This is a genomic window from Caulobacter sp. Root1472, from assembly GCF_001426985.1.
Lineage (GTDB): Bacteria > Pseudomonadota > Alphaproteobacteria > Caulobacterales > Caulobacteraceae > Caulobacter > Caulobacter rhizosphaerae.
The window spans coordinates 1-14,316 of the sequence record NZ_LMFX01000010.1; the positions used below are offsets into that span (position 1 = coordinate 1).

A 14,316-nucleotide genomic window follows, 5' to 3' on the forward strand; every position below is an offset into this window, starting at 1 on the left:
TCACAACCCTCAACGAAGCGGCTCAACTCCACCTCCCGACTGCTACTCCAGCATCAGGATTCTAGCCGATTTGGCGGTGTTTTCACACAGCCTCGACCCATCTGAGACGTTGGACAAGGCGAAGATCAATGGCCGGAGTAGGCCGGTAACAGACTGTCTGCCTCGCCGGCGCCCTCACGCCCGGAAGCTGGTTGAACGGGAGAGCGCCTCCCACGCCGACATCTCCGTTCGCATCGCGTGCAGCTTCTGCTCGACCAGCCCGAGGGCATCCTCGCCCAGGAACAGGCGCACGGGTGGATTTTCCGCCTCGACGAGCGCGAGCAGCGCCAGGGCGGCCTTGGCGGGGTCGCCTGGCTGCTTGCCGCTCTTCGCCTGGCGAGCGCCGCGGATAGGGTCCATGACCCCATCGTAATCGTCGATGCTGCGGGGCGTTCGGTCCATTGAGCGGCCGGCCCAGTCAGTGCGGAATTGGCCGGGCGCGAGCGCGGTGACGCGAACGCCGAACCCCGCTACCTCCTTGCCGAGCGCCTCTGAGATGCCTTCGAGCGCGAACTTGCTGCCGCAGTAGAAGCTGATCCCGGGCATGGTGATGAAGCCGCCCATCGAGGTCACGTTGACGATGTGGCCGCGGCGACGAGCGCGCATGCCAGGCAACACCGCCTTGATCATCGCCACGGGGCCGAAGACGTTGGCCGCGAACTGGCGCTGAAGGTCGTCTGTCGACGACTCTTCGAGCACGCCCTCGTGACCGTAGCCGGCATTATTGACCAGGACGTCCACAGGGCCAGCTGCCGCCTCGGCTCGGGCGACGGCTTCCGGGATGGCGAGGTAATCGGTCACGTCGAGCAGCAGCGGGTGCGCGCGTCCGGGCGCGACAACGGCGAAACGTTCCACATCCTCGACCCGGCGTACGGTCCCGATCACGCGGTGGCCGGCCGCGAGCGCCCCGGCGGCGAACGCACGACCGAGCCCGGAACTCACGCCTGTGATGAGAAAGGTTTTCAGCGATTCGCGGGTCATGATAGCTCCTAGGAAGGCCTGTAAATTATATCATGATATAATCCCTCGATGCCCTCCGCCAAGATCGATCCGCCATCTCCTGGCCCGACCACCCGTGAGCGCGTGCTCCAGGCCGCCGAACGTCTGCTCGGCAGGGGGCGGCCCGAGTTCTCCATGCGCGAGTTGGCCGTGGAGGCGGGCGTCAGCTTCGCGACCCCGTTCAATCTCTTCGGCGCCAAGGGCGCAATCCTGCATGCCCTATCTGCGCAGCGGATCGAGACGATGCATGCGCGGTTCGCCAGCAACACGCCGCCTGGCGATGCCGCGGCGCGAGTTCTCGCGACGGTCGGCATCGCTGCAGCGGTGATGCTGGACAGCCCGGCGGTCAACCGAGCGGTGATGGCCGCGCTGGGCGCCCCGAGCGGCGAATCTGGCGGCGTGTGGGCCCTTTCGCGAGCGCTGTGGGCCGAGGCGCTGGGTCACGGCGAAGGGCTGGCGCCGAGGATGACGGTCCTCGCGCGGATGACTCTGCCCGATCAGCTCGCGCTCACCTTCCGCGGCGCACTATCCTTCTGGACAGCGGGCGAGATCGTCGATCAGGACCTGGGCGCGCGGGCCAAGGCGGCGGCTGCAGCGCTGTTGCTCGGCTTCGTCGATGAACAAGCCCGCGACCAACTCGAAGCCATGCTCAGCGAGCTCGCTGACGGCTAACATTGGACGTAGAGCGGTCGTCGTTCACCGGCGAAAGCAAGGACCGGAAACCATAGCTGACATTGAACGCGTCCACCGCCAGACCGCAGCGACGTCAAAGTGCGGTCGCTACGAGCCGCCCCTGCTCGCGCGCCCAGCTAGGCCTTGCCTGGCCGATACATTCAGGCCCTAATTCGGTTACAGATCGAGCCCAGTGTGGCGGGGTCGGAGGTTTCGTCCATGTTCGCGTCCCGCATCGCCCTCGCCGCGCTGATCGCCCTGCCTCTGATGGGGCCGCTGGCCTTGCCCGCCGCCGCGTTCGCCCGCTCGGCCGACGACGAGGTGGTGACCACCGCCGCCGCCCGCGCCACCCGGCCGCCGACCGAGGCCGAACTGGAGAAGGCCAAGGCCGACGCCCAGGCCCGCGACGCGGCCGAACGGGCCAAGCCGGCCGCCGTCGACCCGCTGTCGGCCTGGATGGCCGACGCGCCGCCGGTCCAGGGCGATCCGCTTCATTATGCGCCGCGCGCCGAGCTCGACGTGAACGGCTATCCGCTGGACAAGGACGGCAAGCGCCAGGTCCATGGCGAGATGGGCGTCAGCGTCGGCACCGGCGGCTATCGCAGCGGCTATGTCTCCAGCCTGATCCCGATCGGCGAGACCGGCACCCTGGGCGTCGCCGTCAGCCAGACCGACTTCGGCAAGCATGGCGGCTATGGCTACGGCGGCTATGGCGGTTACGAAGGCTATGGCGGCTACGGCGGCTATGGCGACGGGTACGGCTGGGGACGGCGCGGCGGAACGTCCCAGTCCCTGGCCCTGTCGCTGGACATGCGCGGCGGCGGCGGACGCTCCAAGTCCGACACCCCGGAAGGCTGCGCCCCCGGCTTCCGCGACGGCGACCGCTATGTCGAGCCGGTCTGGGTGACCCAGATGCGCGGCGACAAGAGCTGCGCGGCCGCGACCGCCCGCCCCTAGGCCGAGACCGAGACCGATCGTCGCGAAGACATAGTCTTGTTCGCCGATACTTAAGAGCTTGCGGTCAAGGTGCGCGCCTCAGGGCGTCATCGGACCGATCTATGCAGCCGGAAATCACCGCTTTCCATCACCCCGCCACCGGGCGGGTGACCTATCTGATCGCCGATCCGGCCACCTTGCTCTGCGCGTTCGTCGACCCGGTCCTGGACTATGACCCGATGACCCAGGCCGTCGACACCCGCTTCGTCGACGCCATCATCGCCGACGTCCGCGCCAGGGACCTGGGCCCGACCTGGATCCTGGAGACCGGCCTGCACACCGACCACCTGTCGGCGGCGGGCCACCTGAAATATGAGACCGGCGCCTCGATCTGCATCGGCGCCCCGGTGCTGGACAGCCTCAAGCGCCTGGTCCCGGTGCTGGGAAGCGACGGCGTCGACCTGGACGGCTGGGACTTCGACAAGCTGGCCCAGGACGGCGAGGCCCTGCCGATGGGCGGCGTCGAGATCACCGCCATCGCCCTGCCCGGCCGTCTGCCCGGGGCCACGGCCTACCAGGTCGGCGACGTCGTCTTCGCCGGCTCGGCCCTGCTGCCGCCGGACCAGGGGCTGGACGACAGCGCCGCCCCCGGCGCCGACGCCGCCGGCCAGCACGCCGCCGCCCGCCGCCTGCTGGGCCTGCCGCCCGAGACCCGCCTGCTGGTCGGCCAGACCGGCGCGGCCGCCGACGCCTGGGACACCACCGTCGCGGACCAGAAGGCCCGCAACATCGACGCCGGCGACGCCGTCCCCGCCGAGGCGTTCGTCGCCCGCCGCGCCGCCGTCCTGGCCACGCCCGGCCCGCTGGCCGCCCCGGCCCTGCAGGTCGGAATCCGCGCCTTCCGCCTGCCGCCGCAGGACGAGGACGGCAAGCGCTTCCCCCCCGTCGACATCAGTTCCCTTTAAAAACCCACTTGCTTCGCAACGGCTCTGGCGGCTAGATGCTTCGCGCGCGAACAATTTGTCGCGTGAACAGCTTGATCGCTAGAGCGGGAGCCGCGCCGTGGCCGAAGACAAGAGCGCCGAACTGACCGCGGCCCAGGCCGACAACCTCCCGGGCCTGCTGGGCCTGGAATGGACGCAGGCGGTCCCCGGCCGCGTGACCGGCCGCATGACCGTGGCCAAGCATCACATGGCGCCCAACGGCTTCCTGCACGCCGCCAGCGTCATCGCCCTGGCCGACAGCGCCTGCGGCTACGGCTGCGTGGTGTCCCTGCCCGACGGCGCCAGCGGCTTCACCACCATCGAACTGAAGTCCAACTTCCTGGGCACGGTGCGCGAGGGCGGCGGCGTGGCCTGCGAAGCGACCCTGGTCCACGGCGGCCGCAACACCCAGGTCTGGGACGCAACCGTCACCGCCGAGGCGACCGGCAAGACCATCGCGCTTTTCCGCTGCACCCAGATGGTTCTCTACCCCAAGGCCTAGGTCCGCCCGGGCCCCAGGCGGGAAACCGCGCCCCGCGACACAAAAGCTTGTCACAGGCTCTTGCGCTCTTCGGGCGACGCCGCTAGGTATCCCGCCCTCACTCAAGGCCAGCCCCCGGGCAGGCCCCGAAGACCCCCTGGAGAGGTGGCAGAGTGGTCGAATGTACCGCACTCGAAATGCGGCGTGCCTGGAAGGGCACCGTGGGTTCGAATCCCACCCTCTCCGCCACTAACCCCTAAAACCAGACCTCCGCCTCGCCAGGCGCGCGCGGGCGGCCGTCGTGGCCTCAGCGGATCGTGACGCGCTTGACGACGATCGTGTCCCCGCTGTCGACGGCGGGAACCTTGGCCTCCAGCACCTCGACCTCGGCGCCGGCGTCGCGGAATTCGTCCAGGCGGGCGGCCGTCTGCGAGCCGAAGGCGGTGGCCGGCAAGCTGATGCTGAAACTGCCGGCGCCTCGGATCGCCTGCATGACCAGATCGTCGGTCAGGTAGTAGCGCGCCCAGTAGCGGTCGGGATCGGTGGCCATCACGTGGGCCGCCTCGGCTTGCCGGGCCTGCTCCTGGTCACGGCGCGCCTGCACCAGCTTGGCGTCCTCGCGCGCCATCGCCAGCTCGGTCTTGAACGACATCGAGACCTCCCTCCAGGTCGAAGACAACCTGAACTATTTTCTGAGTAGCAGCACCACCTTAGCGCCCATGATCGACGGCGCAAGACGTCGGCGGTCGCCAGCCGCGCGTCGGCCGGCTAGCCTCGGTTCGAGTCGCTTGAGCGGAGTCCTGTCGTGAGCGCCGATCCACCGTCCGTCGAGCCGCCCGCCGAGCCGGCCACCGGCCGCCCCTGGTGGAAGGACGCCGTCGTCTACCAGGTCTATCCGCGCTCCTTCCTGGACACGAACGGCGATGGCGTGGGCGACCTGCCGGGGATCACGGCGCGGCTGGACTATCTGCAGGCCCTGGGCGTCGACGTGGTGTGGCTGAGCCCGCACTTCGACAGCCCCAACGCCGACAACGGCTACGACATCCGCGACTACCGCGAGGTGATGGCCCAGTTCGGGACCATGGCCGATTTCGACGCCATGCTGGACGGGATGAAGGCGCGCGGCATCCGGCTGATCATCGACCTGGTGGTCAACCACACCAGCGACGAGCACGCCTGGTTCGTCGAGAGCCGCAAGGGCCCAGGCAGCCCCTATCGTGACTACTACATCTGGCGCGACGGCAAGGATGGGGGACCGCCCAACAACTATCCCGCCTTCTTCGGCGGCCCGGCCTGGACCCTCGACGAGGCGACCGGGCAATACTACCTGCACTATTTCGCCGCCAAGCAGCCCGACCTGAACTGGGAGAACCCCAAGGTCCGGGAAGAGGTCCACGACCTGATGCGGTTCTGGCTGGACAAGGGCGTGGCGGGCTTCCGGATGGACGTGATCCCGTTCATCTCCAAGCCGCCCGGCCTGCCGGACCTGACCCCGGAAGAGCTGCGCGCGCCGCAGTTCGTCTACGCCGCCGGCCCGAGGCTGCACGACTACCTGCGCGACATGCGCCGCCAGGTGCTGGACCACTACGACACCATGACGGTCGGCGAGGCCTTCGGCCTGCGCCCGGACGACGCCCGCGACCTAGTCGACAGCCGCCGCCGCGAGCTGGACCTGGTTTTCAATTTCGACATCGTGCGGATGGACATCGACGGCTGGCGCAAGACGTCCTGGACCCTGCCCCGGCTGAAGGCGCTCTACACCGAGCTGGACCAGGCGGCCGGGCCGTTCGGCTGGAACACGGTGTTCCTGTCCAACCACGACAACCCGCGCGCGGTCTCGCACTTCGGCGACGACGACCCGGTCTGGGTCGCGCGCTCGGCCAAGGTCCTCAACACCCTGATCCTGACCCAGCGCGGCACGCCGTTCCTCTACCAGGGCGAGGAACTGGGCATGACCAACTATCCGTTCCAGACCCTGGACGACTTCGACGACCTGGAGGTGGCCGGCCGTTGGCGCGACGTGCGCCACCGGGTGTCGGAGGCCGAGTACCTGGCCAACGCCCGGGCCATGGGCCGCGACAACAGCCGCACGCCGATGCAATGGAGGGACGGCCCGAACGGCGGCTTCACGACGGGCCAGCCCTGGCTGGCGGTCAACCCCAACGCCGCGACGATCAACGCGGCGGACCAGGTTGCGCGGCCGGACTCGGTGCTGGCCCACACCCGCGCCCTGATCGCCTTCCGGCGCGGGTCCGCCGACCTGCGCGAGGGCGACTACCGCGACATCGACCCCGACCATCCGCAGGTCTTCGCCTATCGCCGGGGCCAGCGGATCCTGGTGCTGCTGAACTTCGGCCGCGAGACGGTGCGCTATGCGCTGCCGGAGGGTCTGACGGTCGAGGGGGCGGCGTTCGGCGCGGCCGAGGTCGCGGACGGGATCGTCACTCTGAGGGGGTGGGACTTCGCGATCCTGATCGTCAGCGACGCTTAGGCGACCGAAGCGACCGTCCGAGCCAGAAGATTCCCAAGCCCACGATGATCGGCACGCCGCCGAAGCTCAGCACGAACAGCAGCGAGAAGCCCATGTCGCTCCCGCCGCTCCCCACGGCGTAGATGACGCCGACCAGCGAGCACAGGCCGCACAGGGTCATCATCAGCCCGCCCACCGCCATCAGCAGCGCCCCGAACAGCCTGGCGACGGGATCGCGCCCGTCCTGGTCCGAACTCATGTCGTCCTCCCCTGACCGCGCGCGAGCGCCTCGGCGCCCGCGGCGCCGGGGCGGTAGAAGGTGTTGTAGGTGTCGAACGGGATGATCCGACCGTCCGGCTCGACAAAGTGCACGCACGAGCGCTTCACCGTGCCCAGGTCGAAATTGTAGCGGTCCAGGAACTGCGAGATCACCACGCGGAAGGTGTGTTCGTAGGCCAGGCTCTGGGGCACGGCGGCCTCGGGCAGGCAGCACAGCAGGGCGGCCAGCTTGTCGGAGGTGTCCGCCTGGGCCGTGGACAGCGACAGCAGGTCGAAGACCTTCCGTTGCAGCTCCGGATAGGCCTCGAACGTCACCGTGCTGGGGGCGGCGGCGACGAACAGCTCGCGCGGCAGCAGCGCGGTCACCGGCGCCACCTCCTGGCCATTGCGCAGGCCGTAGCCGATGCAGATCTGGTCGGGATTGCATGGCAGGGGGATCAGGTCCTCCAGGGCGAAGACCCCCGCCTCGGCGATCCGGCGGCGGACCTCGGTCAGGACGATGCGATGGTCGCGGGCGTCGAAGCCGTCGTTGCGGCCGGCGTCCTGGATCGGCTGGAAGGTCACGCCGCGTACGCAACGCCAGGTCAGGGCGTGGCGGACGATGTCGGCGATCTCGTCGTCGTTGACGCCCTTCTTCAGGGTCACCACCAGGGTGGTCGGAATGTTGTTGCGCTCCAGCGCCTCCAGCGCCTGGGCGCGGACCTTGACCAGATCGGCGCCGCGCAGCTGCATCAGGGCGTCGCGGCGCAGGCTGTCGAACTGCAGATAGACCTCGAACCGGGGCATGTAGGTCGCCAGGCGCTCGGCGAAGCCGGGCTCGCGGGCGATGCGCAGGCCGTTGGTGTTGATCATCAGGTGGCGGATGGGCCGGGCCCGGGCGGCGGTCAGGATCTCGAAGAACTGCGGATGCAGGGTGGGCTCGCCGCCGGACAGCTGCACCAGATCGGGCTCGCCCTCGGAGGCGACGATGACGTCCAGCATCGCCTCCACCTCGGCCAGGGGGCGATGGGCGTCCAGGCCGGTGGACGAGCCGGCGAAACAGACCGGGCAGGTCAGGTTGCAGGCCTCGTTGATCTCCAGGATCGCCAGGCAGGAATGCTGCTCGTGGTCCGGGCACAGACCGCAGTCGTAAGGGCAGCCATGGTCGGTGCGGGTCTGGACGGCCAGGGGCCGGTCGCCCGGCTTGAGCCAGTCTTTCTGGGCCTTCCAGTAGCCCAGGTCGTCGGCGATCAGGGTCTTCTGGACGCCATGTTCGCGACAGCGCTTCTGGTAGTAGACCCGCTCGCCCTCGGCGATGATCTTGGCCGGGACCAGAGCCAGGCAGGTCTCACACAGGCTGGTGGTCTGGCCCAGGAACAGGTAGGGGGCGGTCTTGCGCGCGACGCTCTCGCCGTCGATCGGCGCGGTAATAGACCCATCCATAGATCACCAGCCCCAGGCAAAGCAGATGGAAGAGGTTAAACGGCCCGATCAACCGGGGATAGGGCTTTAGGAACTCCCAGCAGAACCGCTGCAGGCCATACCAGCCGCACATGACGTAGAAGCCGCGCCGCATCGCCCAGTCGCGCCGGCGCGCCAGGCCCATGAGGTAGACGGCCAGGAACAGGGCCATGCTGGCCGACTCATAGAGCTGCACCGGATGGCGGCCTACCCCGTCGCCCAGGTCCACCGCCCAGGGCAGCCGGGTCGGCGCGCCATAGGTGTCGTCCGGCAGGCCCGCGAAGAAGCAGCCCAGCCGCCCGACCGCCACGCCGAGGCTGAAGGAGCCGACGAAGATCCCGCCGGTCGAACCCTTGACGCCCCGCAGCGCCTTGTAGACCTCGACACCGACGATGGCGCCGACCAGGGCGCCGGCCACGCTGTGCGACAGGGCGGGCGCATGCTCGCGCAGGGAGTTGAACGAGCCGGCCAGCCAGGCGCCGGGGATGGCCCCGAGGGCCAGGAACAGGAAATAGCCGCCGTCGACCCGGGCCGCGACCGGCCGGACCTGGTCCTTCAGCCGCCAACGGTAGACGGCGGCCGTCGAGGCGGTCCCCAGGCCCCAGGCCAGCAGGTCGAAGGGCAGGTGCGCCCAGGGGGCGGTCGCGACGGGGATCATGGCCGCAAGCAGCCCTCATCGCGCGCCGCTTCGCAAGCCGCCAGAAGCGAAAAAGGGCGCCCGCCGGCTGGCGGACGCCCTTCATGCGTTCCGGAAAGCCTACGCCTTGATGAAGGCCAGCAGGTCCGGATTGATGATCTCCGGATGGGTGGTGCACATGCCGTGCGGCAGGCCCGGATAGGTCTTCAGCGTGCCGTGCTTGACCAGCTTGATCCCCAGCAGGGCGCTGTCGGCGATCGGCACGATCTGGTCGTCCTCGCCGTGCATCAGCAGAACCGGCACGTCGACCGACTTGAGGTCGTCGGTGAAGTCGGTTTCCGAGAAGGCCTTGATGCAATCGTAGTGGGCCTTGGCGCCGCCCATCATGCCCTGGCGCCACCAGTTCTCGACCGTGGCCGGCGAGACCTTCGCGCCCGGGCGGTTGTAGCCGTAGAACGGGCCGGCGGCGATGTCGTGGAAGAACTGGGCGCGGTTGGCGTTCTGGGCTGTGCGGAAGCCGTCGAACACCTCGATCGGCAGACCGCCGGGGTTCTTGTCGGACTTGACCATGATCGGCGGCACGGCGCCGATCAGCACCACCTTGGCCACCCGGCCCGGCTTGGCGCGGGCCGCGTAGTGGATGGCCTCGCCGCCGCCGGTGGAGTGGCCGACATGGACGGCGTTCTTCAGGTCCAGGTGGTCGGCCAGGGCGATGACGTCGGCGGCGTAGGTGTCCATCTCGTTGCCGGTGTCGGTCTGGCTGGACCGGCCATGGCCGCGGCGGTCATGGGCGATGACCCGGAAGCCCTCGCCCAGGAAGAACATCATCTGGTTGTCCCAGTCGTCGGCGCTGAGCGGCCAGCCGTGGTGGAACACGATCGGCTGGGCGGTCTTGGGACCCCAGTCCTTGTAGAAGATCTGTGTACCGTCCTTGGTGGTGATGAAGCCGCTGCTCATTTTGGTGTCTCCTGGGGATTTGGGCGAAGCCTTGGGCGTCGCCGCGGACGATGGGGTCGGCGCAAGGGACGGAAGGGCGGCCACGAGGGCCAGGCCCAGGCCGCTGGCGACGACGCCGCGCCGCGAGGCGCCGTCCTGGTCGCTGGAAGATGTGGTCATGCCCCGCCTCTCTGCCGGTCCGGCGGAGGGACCGCCGGATTCGGGCCGGAGGCTAGGCCGTTCGCCGGCCGGGCGCTTGGACATGCCTGCCGTGACTTGAAGGTTCTGCGCACCTGACAGCGTTGGCGCCCAGCGGCTCGCCGGGCCGCCTCAACCTTCCGGGCGGAAGAAGGTGTTGGCCGTCAGCCGCCCGGCGCGCGGATCGGCGCTGGCCGGGCGGTCGGCCAGCACGCCGGCGTGCAGCAGGTTGCTGGCATAGACCACGATCCGGTTGAAGGCCGGCGCGACCGCGGCCGTCTGTTCGTAGAGCGGGTCGGAGGCCGTGATGTAGCCGTCCTGGCCGCCGGCGCCGTCGGCCATCTCGCGACGCGCCGCCGCCAGATAGGCCGGGCCGCGCGCCGGATCGATCGCCTCGAAGCCCGTGGCGCGATGGCGGTAGAAGGCCGTGCCGCCGTGCGGCGGGCCGCAGAGGTAGTGCAGGATCGCCAGTTGGGCCGGCGCCGTGGTGTCGATGTGGGGCAGGCGCTGGGCCGGTGTCGCCTGGTCGGCCGGCAGGGTGGCCATCGACAGGGCGCAGGTGACGTGGGCGCGGCCGTCGGGCGGCGCGCCGAACGTCGTCGCCAGATGCGGCCGCAGGGCGGTGACCAGCGCCTGGACATAGCCCTGTGGCGCCGGGGCCCGGACGCCGGGATAGAAGTTGGCGGCGGCCCTGACCGGCGCCAGCCTGGCCGTCTCGGCCGCGAACGCGACCAGGCCTTCGGCGCCCGTCAGCAGGCCGTCGACGACCAGCACCGGATGGCCCTCGCGGCCGACCCGCAGCACCTCGACGCGGGGATCGGGACCCGGCGCGAAGGCGGGCCCCCTCACCGCCGGGGCGCCTCGCCGGCCTCGGCTGTGGCCAGGCCGGGCGCCGCCGTCGAGAAGCCGTGGGCATGGATCTCGGTCAGCAGGGCGCGATGGTCGGGCAGGCCGGCAGCGGCGCGCAGGCCCGCCTCCCGCACCCGCGCGAAATCGGCCCGGGCCAGGTCGCCATGGACGTGGGCGGCCGGGTCTACCCGGGTCTCGAAGCCCATGCCGTACAGAATGTACTGATAATTGAAGTACTTGAAGCTCTCGTGCAGGTTCGGGAAGTCGAACACGTTGGGCGGTCGATACTTCCACATCGCCAGGTGGTCCCGCAGCGTCTCGGGGATCGAGGCCGGGTCGGCGTTGTCGGTCCAGAAGCGGTTGTCGGTCCGCTGGCTCAGGCAATAGTGCAGCTTGATGAAGTCGATGGCCCGCAGGTAGCGGTCGGTCATGGCCGCGTTGAACTGGCGGGCGGCGGCCTCCATCCCGCCCCGGCGCGGCAGGTTGCGGGCCAGCATGTAGGCGGCGGCCTCGATCAGCACGATGCCGGTGGACTCCAGCGGCTCCAGGAAACCGCCGGACAGGCCGACGGCGACGCAGTTCCTGATCCAGTGCGCCTGGCGATGGCCGACCTTCAGCTTCAGCAGGCGGGGCGTCAGGCCGTCGCCGGCCTGGCCGACATAGCCGCGCAGAATCTGCTCAGCGCGATCGTCGGTGGTGTGGCGGCTGGAATAGACATAGCCCGTGCCGCGCCGGTCGGGCAGGCCGATGTCCCAGGTCCAGCCGGCCTCGTGGGCGGTGGAGATCGTGGTCGTCGCTACCGGCGCATCGGGACGGTCGTAGGGGACCTGCAGGGCCAGGGCCCGGTCGACGAACAGGGTGTCGCTCTTGTCGATCCAGGCCGAGCCCATGGCCTCGCCGATCAGGGCGCCGGCAAAGCCGGTGCAGTCGACATAGAGGTCGGCGACCAGGTCGCCGTGCTCGCGCGTCGTCACCGAGGCGATCGCGCCGTCGTCCGCCTTGTTGACCACCAGCACATTGCCCAGCAGGTGCCGGACCCCGGTGGCCTTGCCGACGTCGCGCAGCAGAGTCGCCAGCTTGCCCGCGTCGAAATGGTAGGCGTAGGCCATCGGCCCGCCATACTGCGGATCGTCCCGCCGCTTGGGGCCGCGCATGGCCTCGCAGACCTTGTCCTGCAGGGTGACGGCGTCGGAGAACGGGATGTCCCCCGCCTCGCCCATCAGCCAGTAGGGCGCCAGGTCCAGGCCGCCGTTCAGCAGCCGGGGCTGGGCGAACGGGTGGTAGTAATGGCTGTGGACCCCGTCCTTGGGCGCGGTCTTCCAGTCGATGAACTTGATGCCCTGCTTGAAGGCGGCTCCCGCCTCGCGCAGGAACCGCGCCTCGTCGACGCCGAGCGTCCGCATCGTGTTCTGGATGGTCGGGAACGTGCCCTCGCCCACCCCGATGATGCCGATCTCGCTGGACTCGATCAGGGTGATGCGCACCCCGTCCGGCCGGGTCGAGCCCAGGCGCCGGGCCAGGTAGGCGGCGGTCATCCAGCCGGCCGTGCCGCCGCCGACGATCAGGATGTCGTTGATCGGCCTTTCCGTCACCCTGGCTCCCTCACCTCTTCCCGTTCCTGGCGCGGCCCTTGTCAGGCCGGCAGCAGGCAGCGCACGGCCTCACCGATGCGCTCGGCGTCCGGACCCAGCACCACGTGCACGGACCGCTCGCCCACCCGGACCACGCCGCGCGAGTTCAGGGCCGCCAGGGCCGCCTCGTCGACGGCGGCGTTGTCGCGCACCACCAGCCGCAGCCGGCTGGAACAGGCCCCGACCGCCTCGACATTGGCCAGGCCGCCCAGGGCGCCGACCAGGGCCTCGGCCTTGGCGTCGTCGGCGGCGGTCGGCAGGGCGGCGGGCGCCACGACCTTGGCGACGGCCGGCTTGGCCGGGACCGGCGCGGCGCCGGCTCCCCCGGCCATGGCCGCGCGGATCTCGCCGGCCACGCCGTCGGCGATCGGACCCAGCACCACCTGCAGGGCCTTGTCCGACGGCTTGACGATCCCCCGCGCACCAAGGGCCTTGAGGGCCGGTTCGTTGACCGCGCCCTGGTCGGCGACGATCAGGCGCAGGCGGGTGGTGCAGGCGTCGACCGACACCAGGTTGGCCGCGCCGCCCAGGGCCAGGACGAAGTCCGCCCCGCGTCCGCCGCCCGTGGTCGCCGCCTCGGCGGTCACCACGTCATCGGCCTCGCGGCCCGGGGTCTTCAGGTCGAACTTGACGATGAAGAAGCGGAACAGGCCGTAATAGATCCCGGCGTACAGCGCCCCCAGCGGCAGCAGCCACAGCGGATGGGTCGCCTTGCCGAAGTTCAGCACATAGTCGAACAGGCCGGCCGAGAAGGTGAAGCCCAGCTTGATGTCCAGGGCGTTCATCGCCGCCATGGCCACGCCGGTCAGCACCGCATGCACCGCGTACAGCAGCGGGGCCAGGAACATGAACGAGAACTCGATCGGCTCGGTTACGCCGGTCAGGAACGAGGTCAGGGCCAGCGAGGTCAGCATGCCGCCGACCGCCTTCTTCTTCTCCGGCCGGGCCGTGTGGTACATGGCCAGGCAGGCGGCGGGCAGGCCGAACATCATCACTGGGAAGAACCCGCTCATGAAGCCACCGGCGCTGGGGTCGTCGGCGAAGAACCGGCGAAGGTCCCCGGTCGCGCCGTGATAGTCGCCGATCACGAACCAGGCGATGTTGTTGAGGATGTGGTGCAGGCCGGTGACGATCAGGATCCGGTTCAGGAAGCCGTAGACCAGCAGGCCCGTCTCGCCCGAGCCGACGATGGCCCGGCTGGCCCCGTCGACCGCGCCATTGATGCCGTCGTAGCCCAGGCCGATCAGCAGCGCGAACAGCAGGCCGGCCAGGCCGCTGATGATCGGCACGAAGCGCCGACCGCTGAAGAAGGCCAGGTACTCGGGCAGCTTGAAGGTCGAGAAGCGGTTGTAGAAGATCCCACCGATCAGGCCCGAGATGATGCCGATCGGTACGCTGAGCTTGGCCAGGGCCTTGGCCTTGTAGGCGGCCGAGGCCAGGTCCGCGTGGGCCGTGATCAGACCCGCCGTGACGTCCGGCGGCACGTGCAGCAGGGCCTTGGCGCCCTCGGTGGCGATCAGGAAGCAGACCACGCCCGCCAGGCCGGCCGCGCCGTTGTTCTCCTTGGCGAAGCCCACGGCCACGCCGATGGCGAACAGCAGGCCCAGGTTGGAGAAGATCGCGTCGCCGGCCGCGGCCACGAAGGCGATGTTCAGCAGGTCCGGCTGACCCAGCCGCAGCAGCAACCCCGCCACCGGCAGGACGGCGATGGGCAGCATCAGGGCGCGGCCCAGGGGCTGCAGGAATTCGAGCGGGGACTTCATCGC

Annotated in this window: 14 protein-coding genes and 1 tRNA gene; 6 read left to right on the forward strand and 9 right to left on the reverse strand. The window is 69.7% G+C overall.

Going from position 1 to position 14,316, the window contains the following annotated elements; all coding sequences use genetic code 11:
* Positions 1–174: 174 nt before the first annotated feature.
* The gene (locus tag ASD47_RS08130; protein ID WP_056754209.1) at positions 175–1,020 is read right to left on the reverse strand and encodes an oxidoreductase; all 846 of its coding nucleotides are present in this window, start codon (positions 1,018–1,020) and stop codon (positions 175–177) included.
* 48 nt (positions 1,021–1,068) lie between these two features.
* On the opposite strand from ASD47_RS08130, the gene ASD47_RS08135 reads away from it, so the two are divergent.
* From ASD47_RS08135 to ASD47_RS08155, 5 genes are all read left to right on the forward strand, one after another.
* Positions 1,069–1,710, forward strand: a complete 642-nt coding sequence (locus ASD47_RS08135; protein WP_056754212.1) for a TetR/AcrR family transcriptional regulator — start codon at positions 1,069–1,071, stop codon at positions 1,708–1,710.
* A gap of 219 nt (positions 1,711–1,929) precedes the next feature.
* Complete coding sequence (locus ASD47_RS08140; protein WP_056754216.1) at positions 1,930–2,667, forward strand: hypothetical protein; 738 nt, start codon at positions 1,930–1,932, stop codon at positions 2,665–2,667.
* A 101-nt stretch (positions 2,668–2,768) separates the two neighbouring features.
* The gene (locus ASD47_RS08145; protein ID WP_056754219.1) at positions 2,769–3,611 is read left to right on the forward strand and encodes an MBL fold metallo-hydrolase; all 843 of its coding nucleotides are present in this window, start codon (positions 2,769–2,771) and stop codon (positions 3,609–3,611) included.
* 97 nt (positions 3,612–3,708) lie between these two features.
* Positions 3,709–4,131, forward strand: coding sequence for a PaaI family thioesterase (locus ASD47_RS08150; RefSeq protein ID WP_056754224.1), 423 nt, complete (start codon positions 3,709–3,711; stop codon positions 4,129–4,131).
* Positions 4,132–4,269: 138 nt separating this feature from the next.
* Positions 4,270–4,359, forward strand: a tRNA-Ser gene (locus ASD47_RS08155).
* Positions 4,360–4,417: 58 nt separating this feature from the next.
* Here the strand turns inward: ASD47_RS08155 and ASD47_RS08160 are convergent.
* Positions 4,418–4,762, reverse strand: coding sequence for a hypothetical protein (locus ASD47_RS08160; protein ID WP_056754227.1), 345 nt, complete (start codon positions 4,760–4,762; stop codon positions 4,418–4,420).
* A 153-nt stretch (positions 4,763–4,915) separates the two neighbouring features.
* Between ASD47_RS08160 and ASD47_RS08165 the strand changes: the two genes are divergently transcribed.
* The gene (locus ASD47_RS08165) at positions 4,916–6,601 is read left to right on the forward strand and encodes an alpha-glucosidase (RefSeq protein ID WP_056754230.1); all 1,686 of its coding nucleotides are present in this window, start codon (positions 4,916–4,918) and stop codon (positions 6,599–6,601) included.
* Here the strand turns inward: ASD47_RS08165 and ASD47_RS08170 are convergent.
* From ASD47_RS08170 to nagE, 7 genes are all read right to left on the reverse strand, one after another.
* Complete coding sequence (locus ASD47_RS08170; RefSeq protein WP_056754233.1) at positions 6,588–6,839, reverse strand: hypothetical protein; 252 nt, start codon at positions 6,837–6,839, stop codon at positions 6,588–6,590. The two genes, ASD47_RS08165 and ASD47_RS08170, sit on opposite strands and share 14 nt — an antisense overlap.
* Positions 6,836–8,281, reverse strand: coding sequence for a radical SAM protein (locus tag ASD47_RS08175; RefSeq protein WP_056754237.1), 1,446 nt, complete (start codon positions 8,279–8,281; stop codon positions 6,836–6,838). Before ASD47_RS08175 ends, ASD47_RS08170 begins: the two co-directional genes overlap by 4 nt.
* Complete coding sequence (locus ASD47_RS08180; protein ID WP_056754241.1) at positions 8,187–8,957, reverse strand: prolipoprotein diacylglyceryl transferase; 771 nt, start codon at positions 8,955–8,957, stop codon at positions 8,187–8,189. The genes ASD47_RS08175 and ASD47_RS08180 overlap by 95 nt, the downstream gene beginning before the upstream one ends.
* 99 nt (positions 8,958–9,056) lie before the next feature.
* Positions 9,057–9,893, reverse strand: a complete 837-nt coding sequence (locus ASD47_RS08185; RefSeq protein WP_200945243.1) for an alpha/beta fold hydrolase — start codon at positions 9,891–9,893, stop codon at positions 9,057–9,059.
* A 309-nt stretch (positions 9,894–10,202) separates the two neighbouring features.
* The gene (locus tag ASD47_RS08190) at positions 10,203–10,919 is read right to left on the reverse strand and encodes a DUF6445 family protein (RefSeq protein ID WP_056754246.1); all 717 of its coding nucleotides are present in this window, start codon (positions 10,917–10,919) and stop codon (positions 10,203–10,205) included.
* Complete coding sequence (locus ASD47_RS08195; RefSeq protein WP_082564529.1) at positions 10,916–12,511, reverse strand: tryptophan halogenase family protein; 1,596 nt, start codon at positions 12,509–12,511, stop codon at positions 10,916–10,918. The genes ASD47_RS08190 and ASD47_RS08195 overlap by 4 nt, the downstream gene beginning before the upstream one ends.
* A 41-nt stretch (positions 12,512–12,552) precedes the next feature.
* Complete coding sequence (nagE, locus tag ASD47_RS08200) at positions 12,553–14,313, reverse strand: N-acetylglucosamine-specific PTS transporter subunit IIBC (protein WP_056754250.1); 1,761 nt, start codon at positions 14,311–14,313, stop codon at positions 12,553–12,555.
* Positions 14,314–14,316 lie beyond the last annotated feature (3 nt).